16 protein-coding genes and 2 tRNA genes are annotated in these 18,249 nt (G+C 62.4%); 12 read left to right on the top strand and 6 right to left on the bottom strand.

Annotated features, from left to right (window positions below):
• Positions 1-3: 3 nt before the first annotated feature.
• Positions 4-79, top strand: a tRNA-Val gene (locus tag JKL45_RS21880).
• Positions 80-115: 36 nt separating this feature from the next.
• Here the strand turns inward: JKL45_RS21880 and JKL45_RS21875 are convergent.
• From JKL45_RS21875 to JKL45_RS21860, 4 genes are all read right to left on the bottom strand, one after another.
• Entirely contained in the window at positions 116-694 is a 579-nt protein-coding gene (locus JKL45_RS21875; protein WP_201863727.1) for a DUF1003 domain-containing protein, read from the bottom strand.
• Between the two features lie 239 nt (positions 695-933).
• On the bottom strand, positions 934-1,545 hold the full coding sequence (locus JKL45_RS21870) for a DUF4142 domain-containing protein (protein WP_201863726.1): 612 nt from the start codon (positions 1,543-1,545) through the stop codon (positions 934-936).
• Positions 1,546-1,788: 243 nt separating this feature from the next.
• A tRNA-Pro gene (locus JKL45_RS21865) sits at positions 1,789-1,866 on the bottom strand.
• Positions 1,867-1,965: 99 nt separating this feature from the next.
• On the bottom strand, positions 1,966-2,367 hold the full coding sequence (locus JKL45_RS21860; RefSeq protein WP_201863724.1) for a DUF2141 domain-containing protein: 402 nt from the start codon (positions 2,365-2,367) through the stop codon (positions 1,966-1,968).
• A 172-nt stretch (positions 2,368-2,539) separates the two neighbouring features.
• On the opposite strand from JKL45_RS21860, the gene JKL45_RS21855 reads away from it, so the two are divergent.
• Positions 2,540-3,565 carry an ABC transporter ATP-binding protein gene (locus JKL45_RS21855; protein ID WP_201863723.1) on the top strand — a complete coding sequence of 342 codons (1,026 nt, stop codon included), beginning with the start codon at positions 2,540-2,542 and terminating at the stop codon, positions 3,563-3,565.
• Complete coding sequence (locus JKL45_RS21850) at positions 3,562-4,767, top strand: ABC transporter permease (RefSeq protein WP_201863721.1); 1,206 nt, start codon at positions 3,562-3,564, stop codon at positions 4,765-4,767. Before JKL45_RS21855 ends, JKL45_RS21850 begins: the two co-directional genes overlap by 4 nt.
• Before the next feature lie 6 nt (positions 4,768-4,773).
• On the opposite strand, the gene JKL45_RS21845 is transcribed toward JKL45_RS21850, so the two are convergent.
• A complete protein-coding gene (locus tag JKL45_RS21845) occupies positions 4,774-7,215 on the bottom strand; it encodes an AI-2E family transporter (RefSeq protein WP_201863719.1) in 2,442 nt (813 codons plus the stop codon).
• Between the two features lie 96 nt (positions 7,216-7,311).
• Positions 7,312-8,283, bottom strand: a complete 972-nt coding sequence (locus JKL45_RS21840) for a threonine ammonia-lyase (RefSeq protein WP_201863717.1) — start codon at positions 8,281-8,283, stop codon at positions 7,312-7,314.
• 160 nt (positions 8,284-8,443) lie between these two features.
• Here JKL45_RS21840 and argE point away from each other — a divergent pair, with 160 nt between their 5' ends.
• The 9 genes from argE (at position 8,444) to JKL45_RS21795 (ending at position 18,104) form a co-directional block, all read left to right on the top strand.
• Positions 8,444-9,598, top strand: coding sequence for an acetylornithine deacetylase (gene argE, locus JKL45_RS21835; protein ID WP_201863715.1), 1,155 nt, complete (start codon positions 8,444-8,446; stop codon positions 9,596-9,598).
• 152 nt (positions 9,599-9,750) lie between these two features.
• Positions 9,751-11,349: an ABC transporter substrate-binding protein gene (locus JKL45_RS21830; RefSeq protein ID WP_201863713.1), complete on the top strand. Its 1,599-nt coding sequence runs from the start codon at positions 9,751-9,753 to the stop codon at positions 11,347-11,349.
• 106 nt (positions 11,350-11,455) lie between these two features.
• Positions 11,456-12,436 carry an ABC transporter permease gene (locus JKL45_RS21825; protein ID WP_201863711.1) on the top strand — a complete coding sequence of 327 codons (981 nt, stop codon included), beginning with the start codon at positions 11,456-11,458 and terminating at the stop codon, positions 12,434-12,436.
• Positions 12,437-12,446: 10 nt separating this feature from the next.
• Entirely contained in the window at positions 12,447-13,403 is a 957-nt protein-coding gene (locus tag JKL45_RS21820) for an ABC transporter permease (protein ID WP_201863709.1), read from the top strand.
• A 14-nt stretch (positions 13,404-13,417) separates the two neighbouring features.
• The gene (locus JKL45_RS21815) at positions 13,418-14,410 is read left to right on the top strand and encodes an ABC transporter ATP-binding protein (protein WP_201863707.1); all 993 of its coding nucleotides are present in this window, start codon (positions 13,418-13,420) and stop codon (positions 14,408-14,410) included.
• The gene (locus JKL45_RS21810) at positions 14,407-15,411 is read left to right on the top strand and encodes an ABC transporter ATP-binding protein (RefSeq protein ID WP_201863705.1); all 1,005 of its coding nucleotides are present in this window, start codon (positions 14,407-14,409) and stop codon (positions 15,409-15,411) included. The genes JKL45_RS21815 and JKL45_RS21810 overlap by 4 nt, the downstream gene beginning before the upstream one ends.
• 68 nt (positions 15,412-15,479) lie before the next feature.
• Positions 15,480-16,415 carry a bifunctional helix-turn-helix transcriptional regulator/GNAT family N-acetyltransferase gene (locus JKL45_RS21805; protein WP_201863703.1) on the top strand — a complete coding sequence of 312 codons (936 nt, stop codon included), beginning with the start codon at positions 15,480-15,482 and terminating at the stop codon, positions 16,413-16,415.
• The gene (locus JKL45_RS21800) at positions 16,415-17,302 is read left to right on the top strand and encodes a DMT family transporter (protein ID WP_201863702.1); all 888 of its coding nucleotides are present in this window, start codon (positions 16,415-16,417) and stop codon (positions 17,300-17,302) included. The genes JKL45_RS21805 and JKL45_RS21800 overlap by 1 nt, the downstream gene beginning before the upstream one ends.
• 364 nt (positions 17,303-17,666) lie before the next feature.
• Entirely contained in the window at positions 17,667-18,104 is a 438-nt protein-coding gene (locus JKL45_RS21795) for a hypothetical protein (protein WP_201863701.1), read from the top strand.
• Positions 18,105-18,249: the final 145 nt, after the last annotated feature.

Genomic DNA, 18,249 nt, shown 5'->3' with positions numbered 1-18,249 from the left:
GTCGGGCGGTTAGCTCAGCTGGTAGAGCATCGGTTTTACACACCGCAGGTCGGGGGTTCGATCCCCTCACCGCCCACCATTTCCCCACGAGATCCTGATCCTCTCAAGGCATCTGTCAGGACGAGCGGTTCTCGCCGTCCTCCGTCAGCCGGTCGAGCACCTTCTCTGGCGCAACATGCCGTTCCAGCTCCTCCAAGGTCGGGTCATTGGCTTCCTTGATGCCCAGATGCTCGGCGATGGCCCGGGTCAGCGTCAGGAGCCGCGTGATTTCATGTTCCGACAGAAGGTTCGTCTGAAGATCCAGCTCGGAACGACGGTCAGCTTCTGCGGCGGCGCGATTCTGGCTGATCAGGACGAAGGTGGAGAGAAAGATCGCCTCGACCGACGCAAAGGTCGCAAGGATCACAAAAGTCGGGTCGAAGATGGGCACACCTGGGATTATCCCAAGGTTGGTAGCAATCCACCCGCTGACCAGCGCAAGGTGCGCGTAGACAAACGCCATGCTGCCCGTGAAGCGGGTAATTGTCTGGGCAATACGATCCTGAAGACTGGCTCTTCTTTCCTCCTCCTGGCGCTTCTGGCGCAGGGCATCGATGTTCCTCTCCAGTACGGAGGTGAAGCCGGGTGGCTGAACCGGAGGCGTGCTTGGGCTTCCTCTAGGCACTGCTTCCCGCTGCTTCAGGCTGCTCTGCATGCTGGCACCATTCCATCTCTCGCTAAGGAGGCAGCATGAGAACGAATGGTACTCTGAAGAAGTTCACCAGTCAGGCGAAGGTGAGGGACCCGATCGGGATGATGAGGTCGAACGCCGCACCCCGCATATGAAACAATCCGTTTTCCAGACGGTTGGTCAAGATCCCTCCAAGGATTGCTCCTGAGACTCAAACCCGCTCCAGCCTTCACTGGAGCGGGCTTTTTATGCGCTCCGGCGCTTTACTTCATCGTCTTCTGCATGACTTCGAGCATTGCGATGTGCTCACGGATGTGCCCACGGGCCATCTTGGCGACATTCATATGCTCGCGGTTCTGCGGGTTCGACTGCAGATAGCGCTCCTGCACTTGCAGCAGGTCGCGGTGACCCTGAAGCTGCGCTTCCAGGTACATCTTGTCGAATTCGGCACCGGCCTGCTGGTTCTGCATTTTCTGCATCATGTCGCGAGCGCTGGGGTCCATCTGCATGGCCGGTTGGCCGGACTGGCTGCTCGCGGAGCCTGTGGCGGCAGTCGCTCCAGGGTCCATCATCGACCGCAGAACTTCTGAGAGAGTGGTCTGCTCCTGGACCTCGAAATTGGCAAACCGCTTGAGGTCGTCATTGCGGATTTTGCTCATGGCCATGCGGCTCGATTCCAGAGCCACCATGCCGAGCTGCATGGTCTGCTGCATGTGCTGCATGTCCGCCTGGCTCATCTGTCCGCCAGCACGGTTCATGGGCATGTTGCCCGATGCGCCTGATTGCATGGTGGACGAGGAGCCACTCGTCTGGGCAAGGGCAGGGGCGACGACAAGCACGGCGGCCAAGCCGCCGAGGAGGGCACGACGATCCATAGGTATCTCCTGCTGATAGTCCGGCTCGGCCGCGACACGCTGAGGGAGCGCTCGACTCTGGGCCGCCGTTGCCATGCGAACGCCACGGCCGCAGCTTTGTTTCAGCTCGGCTGCAGGGGAATCAACGGCTTGTGAACAACGGCAGGAAAAACAGGCGTACGTTGGGAAAACCAGTGCCAAGAACATGGGGGGCTCACCGGCGGTCGCCGTCTGGAGCTCTGTTCCAACAATCTTTGAAGTAAATGGTCGGAGCGAGAGGATTTGAACCTCCGACCCCTAGTCCCCCAGACTAGTGCGCTAACCGGGCTGCGCTACGCTCCGACGCCTTTAACGGCCCGTTTCAATTAGCTCCGGCGCTTGCGCTGTGCAACCCCTGAAATTCACTTTGGTGCCGGCCTCGGCGTATCGAAGAGAGAAATCCTATCGCGCCAGAGGCGAGCGGGCGACCCGGACCCTCGCGAGGGTGGGGCCGGCGACGCTGATGCGCGCAGCCTCGAATGAAGGCGGGGCGGTGCGGCCCGTGCCATTGCTGAAGCCATAGGGCTCCAGGGGTAGGCCTCTTTGATCCCGGTCGAGGTTGTTGTTGCCGTTCGTATCCTGAAAGACGGCGATGGCGTAGAACCCGTCCTGTACATCCGGGAACACAACCTGGAACTCTGCCGCCGGGGGCTGCACATTCTGGCTGTACCGGCAGGATCCGAGATCGAGGGAGCCGGAGCAGATGCCTATCAGAACGGAACCCTGACCAGGATTGGCGCCCTCCACCTGAACGGTCAGCGGGGCTGCTTCCGCCCCGGTCGTGAGCATGAGAACAGCGATCATTCCAATGGTCGATCGAAGCATTGATGGTGCCCCTCGTTGAAGCCCACGCCATGAGGGGCCAGTCAGTACAAACCTGGAGCTTGGCTTCAAGAATGCGAGAGCCACGAGCAGCCCCGGCGATCACATGAACGCGTGCTCTTCCCGAAAGCGGAATCGGAGCTAGGTTCCTGACGTGAGGCAGCCTGCCTACATTCATCGCCTGTACTATGCCATGGAGGCCAACATCCCGGCGCGCCAGAACCTCTCGACAATCCAAATGCCAGCGCACCAGCGGACGCTGATCGCATTTCTGACCGGGGTTCATGTTCAGCTGGGAGCGCGCGAGGTTCTGCGGGGGGTGGACTTTTCCCTGCACCAAGGCGAAATCTTCGCCCTACTCGGGCGCAATGGGACAGGCAAGACCACCCTGATGCGCCTTCTCACAGGCCAGCTCCGACCGACATCCGGTGCCGTACAGGCGTTCGGCGGCGACCCTGGTCGTGAGGCCGCACCTCGGCGAATGATGAGCTTGGTTCCGCAGGACATCGCCCTCTATCCCCGCCTGACGGTCCGGGAGAACCTGGAAATCATGGCTGGGATGGCAGGGCTGCCGAAGCGCGAGATTTCCCTGCGGGTCGAGGAGGCTATGGCGCTCGTCCAGGTGGAGGGCCGGCAGCGGGATCTGATCGACCATCTGTCCGGCGGATACAAGCGCCGGGCCAACATCGCCGCAGCCCTGCTGACGCGCCCGCGGCTCCTGCTGCTGGACGAGCCCACCGTCGGCGTCGATGTGGAAGCCCGGCTATCGCTGCACAGAGCCCTGATGCGTCTGAGGGATGACGGCACGTCGATTCTGCTCACGACCCACGACCTTGATGAGGCCAGGGTCTTGGCCGACCGGATCGGCATCATCGCATCAGGCCGGATGGCCGAGGAGGGGCCTGTCCATGATATTCTGCATCGCATGTTCGGAGACAGGCGCGAGGTTGTGGTGACCTTGGGCCGGGAGCCGGACGACAGCATAAGGAGCATTCTCGAGCGTCTGGGGTTCACGCCCAGCACCCACCCGCTCGAATGGACCTCGTGGTCCACCGGCATGGAAGGCTTCGCCGCTCTGCCGGCAGCGATCCGGCGGCATGGTATCGACCTGCACGAGATCCGCCTGCGGGAGCCGGGGCTCGAGCATGTGCTGGCCCATGTGGAAGGGGCACGCTCATGATCTTCCCGGCAGCCCGCGTCATGTTTCTGACCCTGCTCAGGGATCGCGGCGCGCTTGCCATGGCATTCGTGCTGCCGCCGCTCATCTTCGTGATCTTCGCGGCGATCTTCTCATCCGCCGGCGGCGACCAGCTTCGCCTCCATGTGGGTGTCGCCGATCTTGCGCGAACCCCGACGACCGCGCAGCTCGTCCAGGTGCTTCGTCAGGAGCCGACCCTGCGCGTCACTTACAGCGACGATGCCTCGGCGGAGAGCGTGCGCGGCATGGTCAAGGACGGTGCCGTCGATCTGGCGCTCATCCTCAGAAGCGATCTCAACGCGCGCGATGCCGGCGCTCCCGTCCTCCTCGTCACTCACGAGGCGCGGGCGATTGCAGGTGCGATCATGGCAGGCCAGCTGCAACGGCTGCTCGCGGTCCACATGCCGGACGTGGCCTTTGCGCAGGTGCTGGCCGACTTGGAGGCTATCGGTGGCATCACGTCCGAGCAGCGGGCCTGGATCGACGATACATTCAAGGAAAAGGCGAACGAGACACGGGACGATCCGCGGATGCAGAACGCAGGGCTGATGGCCAGCGAATCGGCCCTGCCGCAGAATGCCGGCTGGGCCGTGTCCTACTACGCCGGTGCCGTCGCTGTGATGTTCCTGCTTCTGGCCGCCGTGCAGGGGGCAGTGGGGCTCATCGAGGAGCGACGGCTCGGCGTCTATGATCGACTGCTGGTGGGACCCGGAGCCATCGTAACGATCATCCTGGGCAAGTTCCTGTTCCTCGTGGTGCAGGGGAGCGTGCAGGCCGCGCTGGTCTTTGCCGCCGCTTATCTGCTCTATGGGGTGGATTTCATCGCCTCTTTCGGCCCGTGGCTCACCACGACCCTTGCAGTCGCGGCGGCGACGTCCGCTCTTGCTTTGAGCCTTTGCGTGATTTGCTCTTCGCGCCAACAGGCGCAGGTTCTGTCCACCTTCGTGGTCCTCATATTGTCCGCCGCCGGCGGCAGCATGGTCCCGCGCTTCTTTCTGCCGCCCTGGCTGCAGGGGGCCGGATGGTGGACGCCGAACGCCTGGTCGATTCAGGCCTACTCGTCGGCGCTGACGCCGGGATCATCCTTTACATCCCTGTGGACGGCCTGGGCGATCCTGATTGCGATGGCAGCCGCGGCGCTGCTCTTCAGCCTAGCGATCTCGGTTCGGCGCCGTTCGATCTAACGATGTTCAGGAAGGTGCATCCTGCTTCTGCCTCTGGGCTGACAGGTGCGTGAAATCCCTCGTACCGTCGTCTTTCGCGGAACCGTTTTCGAGTTCAGCCATCAGATCATCGGCCATGTTCTGAAGCCTGACGCGCTCCTCATCGGAGAACTCGCGCGGTTCCATATCGATGACACACAGAGAGCCCAGGACCAGACCGGCGGACGTGCGCAAAGGTGCTCCGGCATAGAACCGAATGCCCTTCTCGAGCACGAGAGGGTTGTTCGTGAAGCGGGGGTCCTTGGTCACGTCCTCTGACACGACAACTTCATCGGTCGCTACCACATGGCCGCAGACCGATTCCTCCCGGAGAACCTCGCGGCTGGCATTGAGATCCGGCGGCAGGCCCTGAGCTCCCGGCATGAGCTGCTGATCGGTCGTGATCATCGACACGAGAGCGATTGGAGCCCCGAACGCCTCCGCTACCTGCTTTGCCACCTCGTCGAAGGAGTGTCGGCGCGCTCCGGCAAGACCAAGATTCTGCATGGCGGTGAGCCGCTCGTGCTCGTTATCGATGACAGCAGGCGCCTGACTTCCATCTGCGTCGGAGGAGCTCTGCTGATGGACAGCCCACGCAGTGACTTGGTTGACGCAGACATCGAGCGACAGGATCGCCGCATCGGCGGACATCTGGCGGGCCATGTCCTCCGTATGGGTGCCCTGGGGAGGCGCGTTCCAGCAGCAGACGACCAGCTTCACGTGAGGTGCTCGCCGGCGAAGGCGCCGGCAGATGTAGCGGGCGAAAACCTGCGGTTGGGAATGAAGGTAGGAGAGGCAGACCACCTCGACCCCGGTGAGATCGAGCTGCGCCAAGGCTCCCTCGCTGATCGCAATGGGAGGCAGAACGCGTGCGCCTGTTCCGTTTTCCTCCAGCACTTGGGCCAGCATTTCGGCCGCGGCCCGGTCGAGCTCCGTCCGTCCCGCGATGCAGAGAACAGGCTTGCTGGAGATGGCCGCTGTCGGGTTCTGGTCGGCTTCATCCGCGTCCTTCGAGGATTCGGCCTTCTCTTGAATGTGATCCTCCACCTCTCTCACGACGCAGATGGCGGTGTTCGCCACAAGGCGCCTGTAATTGGTGTCGGTGGTGCTGCGCTGGCGGTCGTTCTCTGCCAGGCGGAGGGCAGGAATGCCCACATGATCGTAGAACTCGCGGGAGGAATGCTCGTCCACATAATCCTCGGCGATCTCGGTGGCTTCTTCGAGATTGCCGGCAAGCAGGCGCTGATAGAGACGCTCCTCGGGAGCGAGGACCGGGTCGCTGCCGAGCAGAATGCCGAGAAATTCCAGCCGAGGCACGTAGCGGCCGATCACCACGAGGCACACGGTGAGGGGTGTCGCCAGGAACAGCCCGACCGGGCCCCAAAGGGTGGTCCAGAAGATAGCCGCCATGATGATAGCGAGCGAAGACAGACCCGTGCTGGAGCCGTAGAGCCAGGGCTCGATGACGTTGTTGCTGATGAGTTCGGCGAGGAGAAACAGCCCGATCACCCACAGGAGCATCGACCATCCCGGATCGACGGCAATTGCCAGCGCTATGGGGAATAGTGCTGCAAGGAACGGGCCGAGATAGGGGACGAAGCGCAGGACGGCCGCCAGCAGGCCCCAGAGCACGGCGTTGGGAACCCCGATGAAGTAAAGGCCGATGCCGATGGGAATTCCATAGGTGAAGTTCACAACCATCTGCATCAGCAGGTAGCGGCTCACCCGCGCGGCGGCATCGTTCAGAGCCTGCGTACTCTTCTGGAGGTCGCCTGCGCCCGCGAGCTTGATAAAGCGGTCGCGCAGATCCTCCCGTTCGAGCAGCACGAAGATCACGAAGATGATGACAAGCCCGGCTGTGGCCAGAGGAGCGAGCAGGGGACCAACGATGGTCTGAATGATCTCAAGTGGCTTGGCTTGCGGTGGCTCGAGCCTGACTGTCACGGGCTCTTGCGGAGCAGGGGCGCTGCCGATGGCTGGCGGCCTCGTGGGCTCGGCAGGCTTGTCCTCGCCGGAGATTTCTTTGCTGAGATCCTGGATAGTCGTGGTGACCTTGTCGACCACGCCGCCTCCCGGCGCTGAAGCCTGGAGGGAACGGATCTTCTCGGTGATCGTGGTCTGATAGCTTGGGAGGTTGTTGGCGAGCTGAATCACCTGACGGCCGACCACGAAGGCAATGCCACCGATCAGAATGAACGCGAGGGTCACCGCGACGATCACCGCGGCGATCCTCGGAAGCCTCAGCCGTCTGAGCCAGTTGACCAACGGTGTCAGGGCAAAGCTCAGAAGAATCGCCAGAGCAAACGGAATGAAGATGTCCCGTCCGAAGTACAGCCCGCCGATCGCCAGGACGACGCCGCCCACAGTGAACATGGAGGAACTCGCGGGCGGTGGAGCCGGCTGAGGAGGGGCAAGAGCCGGGTCAGCCATGTACGGTTACTTTCCAGTTGAGCTGTTCTGCAGACAACTCGGCAGCACCTCGTTGGATCCGGCACCCTTGGGCTAGCTGGGACGTGGCTGGCGGGATCAGGCTCCTTTCGCCGCCTGACGCCATCCATCGAGGTCGTCGAGGGACAGGTTCGAGCCGCAGAGCACGAGGCCTATGATGCTGTCCTCGGGCAGCGACGAGGCGACGGTTTCGGCTGCCGTCAGCACGCAGGCAGCGGCCGGCTCGCAGAGGAGCTTCTCCTTCTGCAGAAGCCAGCTCACATCGGCAATTACCGGCTCGTCTTCCACCAGAAGAATTTCCTTTAGGAAGAGCTTGGCTCCGGCGACTGTTCTGTGGGTCGCGAACGGCGCGCCGAGCGTTCTGGCGATGGAGGTCGGGCGGATCGTCACCGGTTCACCGGCCTTCAACGCCTCGGTCATGGTCGGCGCACCGACGGTCTCAACACCATAGATAGTCAACGAGGGCCGCTTTGCTTTAAGAGCCGCTGCAACGCCGGACATGAAGCCACCGCCGCCGATCGAGACGAAGACGTGGGTAAGGTCGGGGATATCCTCCAGGAATTCGAGCCCGAGGGTGCCGTGGCCCGCAATGATCGCCGGGTCGTCGTAAGGGTGGACGAAAAGCCTGCCTTGGCGCTGGTACTCCTCCGCCTTGGCGAAGGCCTCAGCCGCGTCGTCGCAGAGCTCGATCCGCGCGCCGTATTTCGTCGCGAGATCGACATTGAAGCGCGGCGTCACCTTCGGCATCAGCACGAGGGCATCGAGGCCAAGGGTTCCGGCGACGCGGGCGACCGCGATGGCATGGTTGCCGCCCGACACGGTCACCAGCCCGCGGCGGCGCTCCTCGTCGCTCAAGGTGAGCACCTTGTTGAAGACCCCGCGCACCTTGAACGATCCCGCTAGCTGCAGCGCCTCCATCTTCAAGGCTGTGCGCCGACGGAGCCGCGCCGAGACATCTGCGCTCTCGAAGGCTTGCGTACGCCTGACCCGTCCGGCGATGCGGCTGCGGGCGGCTTCAATGTCGGCAAGCGTGACGTCGAAGGTGGTCATGGGGTCCCCGTCGGAGCGGAATGGGAAGAGGGGCCGGATCATGGTGGCGCGCGGCCTGCCGCGTCAACAGGCAGCTACCGGTTGATTGACGATAAATCCGGCTTGACCGGCCACATCTTGGGATCGGATGCTCCACCCCTGTCCTTGGGAGAAGCACGACATGTCCTTATCGCCCCGCGAGATGCTCGCGCGTCTGGTTGCCTTTCCGAGCGTTTCAACGAGCAGCAATCTCGACATCATCCACTTCTGCCGGGACTGGCTGAACAGCCACGGGGTGGAAAGCACCCTTGTGATGAGCCCCGAGGGCGACAAGGCCAATCTCTACGCCACCATCGGCCCGCAGGTGGAGGGAGGGATCGTGTTTTCCGGCCATACGGACGTGGTGCCGGTAGAAGGGCAGAACTGGACCACCGACCCATGGACGCTGACCGAGAAGAATGGCCGCCTCTACGGGCGCGGCTCGGCAGACATGAAGGGCTTCGATGCCCTCGTGCTGGCGCTCGTGCCTGAGATGACGAAAGCGCCCCTGAAGCGCCCGGTCCATATCGCGCTCTCCTATGACGAGGAGATCGCCTGCCGGGGCGCGCCGTCCATGGTGGAAGCCATGGCAAGGTCGCTTCCACAACCCGCTGCCGTGATCGTGGGCGAGCCAACCCGGCACGCGGTGGTCACAGGCCACAAAGCCTCCGTGCAGCTACGTACCCAGGTGACTGGCTATGCGGTCCATTCCAGCCGGATCGATCAGGGTGTGAGCGCGGTCATGAATGCGGCCCGCCTCATCGCTTGGCATGAGGATATCATGGAGGAGAATCGGCGCCGGGCCGATACGGCCAATCCGTTCGAGCCGCCCTATACCACGCTGCATTGTGGCATGGTCGCCGGCGGCAATGCCGCCAACGTTGTCTCGTCCTCGGCATGGTTCTTTAGCGACATCCGGGCGATCCCGACGGAGAGCCCGCGCGATTATCTGGACCGCTACGAAGCCTATATTCGCGAGGTCGTCGAGCCTCGCATGAAGGCGATCAGGCCTGAGACAGGCATCGCGGTCGAACTGATCGCCGAGGTGCCGGGGCTCAGGCCGGAAACCGACGGTGAGACCGAGCGTCTTATGCGCCGGCTTACCGGAGACAACGGCACCCATGTGGTCTCCTACGGCACGGAAGCAGGCATTTTTCAGAGGGCAGGGTGGTCGACCGTCGTCTGCGGACCCGGCGACATCGCCCAGGCCCATCAGCCAGACGAGTATATCGAGGTCAGCGAACTGGAATCGGGCGAGCGTTTGCTGCGCCGCATCATCGGTGAGCTCTGTGCCTAATTGGTAAGCAAGGTGGTCCAAGTCAGGGCTAGACCGCCGGCCACTTTCCTGCCTAACTTCATGCCCGACGGAAGGAACACGGCCTAAGCCGGGCTTCCGACAAGAAGAACTCCGCGCAAAGACGTGGAGCTTCCAGAGGAGAAAGACATAACATGACGAAGCGTTCGAAATTTCTCGCTGCCACGGTTGCGACCCTCATGGTCGGCGCAGCCCTGCCGGCCATGGCCGTAACCCTGCGCTATGCCAACCAGGGCGACCTGAAGTCGCTCGACCCCTATACCCTCAACGAGACCACCACGATCGCGCATCACGGCCATGTCTACGAAGGCCTGACCAAGCGCGACAAGGATCTCTCCATCATCCCAGGCCTCGCCGAGCGCTGGGAAATCAGCGAAGACGGAATGACTTGGCGCCTGTTCCTGCGCAAGAACGTGAAGTTCCACAACGGCAATCCGTTCAACGCCGATGACGTGATCTTCTCGGCCACCCGCGTGCGTGCACAAGGCTCCAACTTCCAGACCCGCGTGCCGAGCGGTTCTGAGTGGGTGAAGGTGGACGATCACACGGTCGATGTGAAGCTGAAGTCTCCCAATCCGATCATGAATGCCCAGTGGGATACCTGGTACATCATGGACAAGGAATGGGCGGAGGCGAACAACAGCGTTGCCCCGACCCCGGCTGCCGCCACGACGCCGAGCTATGCTTCGCTGAATGCTAACGGCACCGGCCCGTTCAAGATCGAAAGCCACCAGCCGGGCGTGAAGACCGTCTTCAAGCCGCACAAGGAATGGTGGGGCAAGGTCGAGCATAACCTGGACGAGATCGTCTTCACCCCGATCGCATCGGACGCGACCCGCGTGGCGGCGCTGCTCTCCGGCGAGGTGGACGTAGTCGAGCCGGTTCCGTTGCAGGACGTTCAGCGCGTCAACAGCAGCGCCAACGCCAAGGTGCAGGCAGGCCCCGAGCTGCGCACCATCTTCCTCGGTTTCGACCAGACCCGCGACGAGCTTCTGTTCTCGAACGTGAAGGGTAAGAACCCCTTCAAGGACAAGCGCGTCCGTGAAGCCTTCTACAAGGCCATCGACATCGAGACCATCAAGTCCCGCGTCATGCGCGGCATGTCCACGCCGTCCGCGCTGATGATCGCGCCGCAGCTTTTCAGTCTCTCGAAGGATTTTGAGCGTCCGAAAGCCGACATTGAGGCTGCCAAGAAGCTCCTGGCCGATGCCGGGTATCCGAACGGCTTCGAGGTTGGCATGGACTGCCCGAATGACCGCTACGTCAACGACGAAGCGATCTGCCAGGCTGTTGTGGGCATGCTCGCCCGCGCCGGCGTCAAGGTGAACCTGATGGCACAGCCGAAGGCGCAGTACTTCGGCAAGGTGCTGAAGTCCGGCAACTACAACACTTCGTTCTACCTGCTAGGCTGGACGCCGGGCACCTTCGACAGCCACAACGTGCTGTTCGACATCGAGGGCTGCCGCAACGATCCGAATTCATCGCGCGGCGAGTCCAACCTCGGCAACTTCTGCAACAAGCAGCATGACGAGCTGACCGATAAGATCCTGGTCGAAAGCAACAAGGAAAAGCGCGACCAGATGATCAAGCAGGCCTTCCAGATCACCTTCGACGAGTACGGCTATATCCCGCTGCACCAGCAGGCTCTCGCCTGGGGTGTCTCGAACAAGGTGAGCCTGACCCAGCGCGCCGACAACCAGGTGCTGCTCTACTGGGCCCAGAAGAAAGAATAGTCTGCGCCTGATCGCATGTCCCGGGCGGCGAGCTGCCCGGGACAATTCATTCGAAGGCCCCGGACGGGCAAGCTCGCCCGAGGCGTAGCGATCAAGAGATTTGTGCATGTTTGCTTTTGTCATCCGACGCGCCCTCCAGGCTATCGGCGTTCTTCTGGCCGTCGGCATCATTTCCTTTGCGATGTTCCGCTTTGCCGGCGACCCGGTGAACCAGATCGTCTCCCTCGACACCCCCGCGGCAGAGCGGGAACAGGTCCGCCGCTCTCTCGGCCTAGACGATCCGGTTCCCGTCCAGTTCGCGCGCTATCTTGCCAGGGCCGTGCAGGGCGAGTTCGGGGTGTCCTACCAATTCCGGCAGCCGGTCTCGGATCTACTGGCCGAGCGCATGCCGGCGACACTGGAACTGGCCTTCTGCGCCACGCTCTTCGCCATCGGCTTTGGCGTGCTGATGGGAGTCTATTCAGGCCTGAAGCGGGACAGCTTCATGGCCAAGGTCTTCCAGACGATTTCGCTGATCGGCATCTCGCTGCCCACCTTCCTGATCGGCATTCTGCTGATCTATCTCTTTTCCGTGATCCTCGGCTGGCTGCCTTCCTTCGGCCGTGGCGACACGGTCCGCCTCGGCTGGTGGTCGACGGGTCTTCTCACCGCGTCGGGTTGGAAGGCTCTGATCATGCCTTCCATTACGCTTGGCCTTTTCCAGATGACGCTGATCATGCGGATTGTCCGGGCCGAGATGCTGGAGGTGCTGCGCACCGATTACATTAAGTTCGCGCGGGCGAGGGGGCTAAGCACCCGTGCCATTCACTTTGGGCACGCGCTCAAGAACACGCTGGTGCCGGTCATCACCATCGTGGGGCTGCAGTTCGGCTCTGTCATTGCCTTCGCAATCATCACGGAAACCGTGTTCCAGTGGCCCGGCATGGGTCTTCTGTTCGTGCAGGCGGTGCAGAACGTCGACATCCCGATCATGGCGGCCTACCTGATGCTGGTGGCGCTCATTTTCGTACTGATCAACCTCGCCGTCGACATCCTGTACACGATCGTCGACCCTCGCCTGAGAACGTCCATCCGGCAGCCGGCCTGAGGAGGGAACCATGGCAGACGCAATCCAGGCGGCGCCCGCGCCGCATTCTCCACCCACCACATGGACCGGCCGCTTCTTCGACAGCGACATCTGGGCGAGCTTCAAACGCTCCAAGCTCACCATGGTGGCGGCCTTCCTGACGGCACTCTTCATGGCTTCCGCCATTCTGGCAGGACTCCTGTCGCCGCAGGATCCGTTCGATCCGGCGCAGCTCGAGCTCATGAACAGCCGGCTTCCACCGATCTGGGACGCGGAAGGGCAGATGCCCTTCGTGCTCGGCACGGACGAGCAGGGCCGCGACATCTTCTCGGCCATCCTCTACGGCCTGCGCATCTCGCTCGCAGTCGGCATCCTTGGCGTGGCTTTCTCGGCCACGCTCGGGATTACTCTGGGCCTCATCGCCGGTTATCTGGGCGGTACCGTCGATGCCATCATCATGCGCATCGCCGATGTGCAGCTCACCTTTCCGGCCATTCTGATCGCGCTTCTCGTGGACGGCGTGGTGAAAGCCGTTCTCGGCGGTCAGCTCGATGAGGTGACGACCCTCTCCGTGCTTGTCTTCTCCATCGGCCTGAGCTTCTGGGTGCAATACGCTAGAACCGTGCGCGGATCCGTGATGGTGGAGAAGAACAAGGACTACATCGCAGCCGCCCGGCTCATCGGCCTGCCGACTCCGGTGATCATGTTCCGCCACGTGCTGCCGAACGTCCTGGGTCCGGTGCTCGTGATCGCCACCATCAACTTGGCGCTTGCCGTCATCACGGAGGCGACCCTGTCGTTCCTCGGCACCGGCATGCCGGAAACCATGCCGTCGCTCGGCACGCTCATCCGCATCGGCAACAACTACCTGTTCTCCGGCGAGTGGTGGATCGTCGCTTTCCCGGGCATTGCGCTCGCCGTTCTCGTGCTCGCCATCAACCTTTTGGGCGATTGGCTGCGCGATGCCCTTAATCCGAAGCTGCGATGAGAGAGGCGAAACCCATGGCTCAACCTGTCCTCTCCGTTCGTGATCTGCGCGTCGAGTTCGTCACGCGTCGCGGCATCTTGAAGGCCATCGACGGCATCTCGTTCGACATCGGCAAAGGCGAGGTGCTCGGCGTCGTTGGCGAATCCGGTGCCGGCAAATCGGTGACGGGCTCCGCCGTCATCGGTCTCATCGACCCGCCGGGGCGTATCGCCGGCGGTGAGGTCCTTCTGTCCGGCATGCGCATCGACAACCTGCCGCCCGAGGAGATGCGCCGGGTGCGAGGCAAGCGCATCGGCATGATCTTCCAGGACCCGCTAACCAGCCTGAACCCGCTCTACCGGGTCAGCGAGCAGCTCATCGAGACCATCCGCACCCACACGAACCTCTCCGCCCCGGGGGCCCGAAAGCGCGCCATCGATCTTCTGGCGGAAGTCGGCATCCCGGCACCCGAAAGGCGGATCGACAGCTACCCACACGAGTTCTCCGGCGGCATGCGCCAGCGCGTCGTCATTGCGCTCGCCCTGTGCGCCGAGCCGGAGCTCATCATCGCCGACGAGCCCACGACGGCTCTCGACGTCTCCGTGCAGGCTCAAATCATTTCGCTCCTGAAGCGCCTCGGCCGCGAGCATGGCACCGCCATCATGCTGGTCACGCACGACATGGGCGTGATTGCTGAAACCGCCGACCGTGTGGCCGTGATGTATGCGGGCCGCATCGCCGAGATTGGTCCGGTGCGGGATGTGGTGCAGAACCCGCTGCATCCTTATGCCAAGGGGCTCATGGGCGCGATCCCCTCCCTGGAGAGCGAGACGGATCGCCTCGTGCAGATCCCGGGCTCCATGCCACGCCTGTCGGCTATTCCGCCCGGCTGCCCCTTCAATCCACGCTGCCCCTATGTCTTCGACCGCTGCCGGGTCGAGCGGCCGGAGCCGATTCAGCACAGCGAGCACCGCGTGGCCTGCCATCTCTATGACCAATCTTCCGCCCGATCGGAGGCTGTCGCGTGACCGAGCGTTCCTATGTCGAAGTCAAAGACCTGCGCCGCGAGTTTGACGTCTCCAAACCCTGGCTCAATCGGGTGCTGGAAGGCGGCGAGAAGCAGTATCTGAAAGCGGTCGACGGAGTCTCCTTCTCCATTGCCAAAGGGGAAACCTTTGCGCTCGTCGGCGAGTCCGGCTCGGGCAAGTCCACGGTCGCCCGCATGGTGGTGGGATTGCTGCCGCCGACAAACGGCGAGGTGGTGATCGACGGCGTCTCTATGTCGAGCAAGGCTGCTTTGGCCGAGCGCCAGCGCCTGCGGCGGCGCATCCAGATGATCTTCCAGGATCCTTATGCCAGCCTCAACCCCCGCTGGCAGGTGGACCGTATCGTCGCCGAGCCGATCCGGGCCTTCCGGCTGATCGAGCGGGAGAAGGAAATCGACGCGCGTGTCGGCGAACTGCTGACCTTGGTCGGCCTCCATCCGGCGGACGGCAAGAAGTATCCGCACGAGTTCTCCGGCGGCCAGCGCCAGCGTGTCGCGATTGCGCGCGCGCTCGCGTCGAATGCGGAATTCATCGTCTGCGACGAGCCAACCTCGGCCCTCGACGTGTCGGTGCAGGCGCAAATCCTGAATCTTATGCGCGACCTGCAGGATCGCCTTGGCCTGACCTATCTGCTCATCAGCCACAACCTCGCCGTGGTGCGCCACATGGCAAGCCGGATCGGCGTCATGTATCTCGGTCGCATCGTCGAGATTTCCAACGGGCGCGAACTCTTCGCGCAGCCAAAGCATCCTTATACCCGCATGCTCCTCGATGCAGTGCCGGATGTGGGCATGACGGGGCGCCAGCGCATTCCGGTGAGCGGTGAGATCCCGAATCCGATCAGCCCGCCCTCCGGCTGTACGTTCAACCCGCGCTGCCCCTTCGCCAACGAACGCTGCCGGGCAGAAATCCCGCCGCTCCTCGGCGGCGTTGCCTGCCACGCCATTCATGAAGGGCGTTTGGCGGTGGATGCCGCTGCATAAGAACGAAATGCAGCCTAGATAGTTGACTGAGTCAACTATCTAGGGGGTGTTATGGCAGGGAGGCGGCTATGTCTCAACTGCCCAAACTGTCTGCGGATGAACGGGTCCAGAGGGTCCGACAATTCAACCGCTTCTACACGCGCCAAATCGGGCTTCTGAACGAGGGGCTGCTCGACAGTGAGTATGCTCTGACTGAGGTGCGCGTTCTCTACGAACTTGCTCATCGCGGCCCGATGACTGCGGCGGTGCTGGGCCAGGAACTAGGTCTCGATCCAGGCTACCTCAGCCGGATTCTCAAAAAGTTCGAGAGCCGCGATCTCCTTCGAAAGTCCCGTTCGGGGGAAGACCGGCGCCAGGTTTTTCTCTCCCTCACCGATGTGGGGCAGGCCGCCTTTGCGCCTCTCAACCGAGCTTCCGCCGATCAGATCGGCGCCATGCTGTCCAAGCTCTTGAGCGCCGAGCAGGAGAGGCTGGTACAGGCTATGGCCGTCGTTGAGCGCCTCATCGGCGGCTCGGTGCAGGAAGCTTCCTACACCCTGCGCCCGCACCGGGTTGGGGATATAGGCTGGATCGCGCACCGGCAGGGTCTGCTCTATGCCGAGGAATATGGGTGGGATGAGACCTTCGAGGCGCTGGTCGCGGAGATTGCCGCCGCGTTCGTCAGGAACTTCGATCCGGAGCGCGAGCACTGCTGGATCGCGGAGCGGGACGGCGAGATCGTCGGCAGCGTCTTTCTGGTGCGCCACTCGGATGAGATCGCCAAACTCCGACTGCTCTATGTGGAGCCCTCAGCGAGGGGGCTCGGCCTCGGGCGGCGCCTCGTCGAGGAATGCATCGCCTTTGCCAGAGCCAAGGGATACCGGACGCTGACCCTCTGGACCAACGACGTGCTCGTGGCCGCACGGGGAATTTATCAGGCGACGGGCTTCCGGCTGGTCAGGCAAGACGCGCACCATTCCTTCGGCAAGGATCTCGTCGGGCAGACCTGGAATCTCGACCTGTGATGCGGCGCGAAACGCTTGCCCTTGGGGCCGCAGCAGTGACGGGCGTGCAGGTCGGGGCCGCCCTCGTGGCGAGCCGCTTCGTCATCCATGACATTGGCCCGGCATCGCTGGCTTTCCTGCGCTACCTCATTGCCATCCTGTGCCTTGTGCCGTTCCTGATCGCAGCTGGACGCGTGCGGTTCGCACCACGCGATCTTCTCGTCGTGATGGGACTCGGAATCGTCCAGTTCGGCATTCTCATCGCGCTCCTGAATCTCGGTCTTCAATTCATCTCGTCGACGCGGGCGGCGCTTCTGTTTTCCACGCTTCCGCTGATGACGATGATCGCCGCAGCCTTGCTCGGGTGCGAGCGCCTGACCGGCGCCAAGTCGGCCGGGGTGATATTGACCGTCATCGGTGTTGCAATCGCCTTAGGCGAGAGGCTGGTTACCGAGAGTGGAGCGAGCGACGGACTCGGTGCAGTGCTCGTGCTGGCTGCGGCACTCTGCGGGGCCGTCAGCTCCATTTTCTACCGGCCCTATCTCTCCCGCTATCCTACGCTCCCTGTCGGGGCTTCGGCGATGCTGGCGTCGGTCGTGTTCTTGGCGGGTCCGGCAAGTCTGGAAGGGCTCTTTACGGAAGGAACCGGCCTCGATCAGCACGGCTGGCTGATCGTTCTCCTGATCGGTCTCTCAAGCGGCATCGGCTATGTTCTGTGGCTCTGGGCTCTCAAGCACACGACCCCGACGCGGGTAACGGTTTTCCTCTCGCTGAGCCCTGTTACGGCGTCGTTGCTCGGTGGGCTCGTCCTCGACGAGCCATTCACGCTTGGCGTGCTTCTTGGGCTCGCAGGTGTCGTGGGCGGGTTGTGGCTTGCGACCAGAACGGGTGCGAGTGAGACGTTGTAACAAAAAGTGGCGTGCTCCGACAGCGAACGGGAGATTGCTTGTGTCCCGTCTTGCCTGCCAATCAAAGACGGGATGCTTTAAAATAGAGCTTTGCCTGTTAATAAGCATCATGGCTTAGAAAGTATCTAATCTGAAATTCACGAATATTATGGTTCAGTTTGGTGCGGTTCCGCACACTAACATGCATGTTATCGCTGCTAATATATTCTACATAGGCTTAGCAATACGCAATCTTAGCCTTATATAGCTCACCAATCACAACTCTGTGGGTCGAAAATACACCTGGAAACCTATTGGCTTGAATGCGTTAAGCCTGTGTTCTTATGGCGAGAAGCCATGCCTAAACCTAGCACAGGAGACTTCTATGAAGAGGATCGCACTCATTGCTGGCGCCGGTCTGATGGCACTTTCCGGTATCGGCTCTGCCGTCGCGCAGCCGGTCTCCGGAACGCCGGACTCGCCCTTCCCCTATGCGGCTCCGCATGAGATCCGCTGGATCAATGGTGTGCCTTGCCGCACCGTCTACGACTACAGCTCGAAGACGAGAATTCCGGTGGCCTGCGACGGCCCGGTGGCCGGCGTCTCAGGCGCTCCAATGCCTATGGACACTGACGTCCTCGCAACCGGCAGCATCGCCCCAGCTCCCGTCGGTCCCATGATGGGCGCTCCCGTGTCCGGCACCCCAGGTTCACCGTTCCCTTATGCGGCTCCTCATGAGATCAGGACGATCAACGGTGTGCCTTGCCGCACGGTTTATGATCACAATTCAAGCACTCGGATTCCCGTCGCCTGTGCGCGATAATCCGTAGGCTTGCCCATGAAGGGCGTGGACCTTGTGGGCCACGCCCTTTTTCTTGTCCTGTTCCCTAACTGTCTGGATGCGAGACCTCCTTTGCATGAGCGACGACCTGGAGGGCTTGCGGCAAAGCGTTTGGATCGGGCGGCTT

This window comes from Microvirga soli (assembly GCF_016734765.1).
In the GTDB taxonomy this organism is placed as follows: Bacteria; Pseudomonadota; Alphaproteobacteria; order Rhizobiales; family Beijerinckiaceae; genus Microvirga; species Microvirga soli.
This window is presented reverse-complemented; position numbering and strand designations above follow the sequence as displayed.

Bases quoted from the DNA above. Each gene is read 5' to 3' on its own strand.
- JKL45_RS21795 (WP_201863701.1), top strand. From the start codon at position 17,667: ATGAAGAGGATCGCACTCATTGCTGGCGCCGGTCTGATGGCACTTTCC.
- JKL45_RS21850 (WP_201863721.1), top strand. From the start codon at position 3,562: ATGATCTTCCCGGCAGCCCGCGTCATGTTTCTGACCCTGCTCAGGGAT.
- JKL45_RS21845 (WP_201863719.1), bottom strand. From the start codon at position 7,215: ATGGCTGACCCGGCTCTTGCCCCTCCTCAGCCGGCTCCACCGCCCGCG.
- JKL45_RS21830 (WP_201863713.1), top strand. From the start codon at position 9,751: ATGACGAAGCGTTCGAAATTTCTCGCTGCCACGGTTGCGACCCTCATG.
- JKL45_RS21815 (WP_201863707.1), top strand. From the start codon at position 13,418: ATGGCTCAACCTGTCCTCTCCGTTCGTGATCTGCGCGTCGAGTTCGTC.
- JKL45_RS21805 (WP_201863703.1), top strand. From the start codon at position 15,480: ATGTCTCAACTGCCCAAACTGTCTGCGGATGAACGGGTCCAGAGGGTC.
- JKL45_RS21875 (WP_201863727.1), bottom strand. From the start codon at position 694: ATGCAGAGCAGCCTGAAGCAGCGGGAAGCAGTGCCTAGAGGAAGCCCA.
- JKL45_RS21800 (WP_201863702.1), top strand. From the start codon at position 16,415: ATGCGGCGCGAAACGCTTGCCCTTGGGGCCGCAGCAGTGACGGGCGTG.
- argE (WP_201863715.1), top strand. From the start codon at position 8,444: ATGTCCTTATCGCCCCGCGAGATGCTCGCGCGTCTGGTTGCCTTTCCG.
- JKL45_RS21820 (WP_201863709.1), top strand. From the start codon at position 12,447: ATGGCAGACGCAATCCAGGCGGCGCCCGCGCCGCATTCTCCACCCACC.
- JKL45_RS21860 (WP_201863724.1), bottom strand. From the start codon at position 2,367: ATGATCGCTGTTCTCATGCTCACGACCGGGGCGGAAGCAGCCCCGCTG.
- JKL45_RS21840 (WP_201863717.1), bottom strand. From the start codon at position 8,283: ATGACCACCTTCGACGTCACGCTTGCCGACATTGAAGCCGCCCGCAGC.
- JKL45_RS21870 (WP_201863726.1), bottom strand. From the start codon at position 1,545: ATGGATCGTCGTGCCCTCCTCGGCGGCTTGGCCGCCGTGCTTGTCGTC.
- JKL45_RS21825 (WP_201863711.1), top strand. From the start codon at position 11,456: ATGTTTGCTTTTGTCATCCGACGCGCCCTCCAGGCTATCGGCGTTCTT.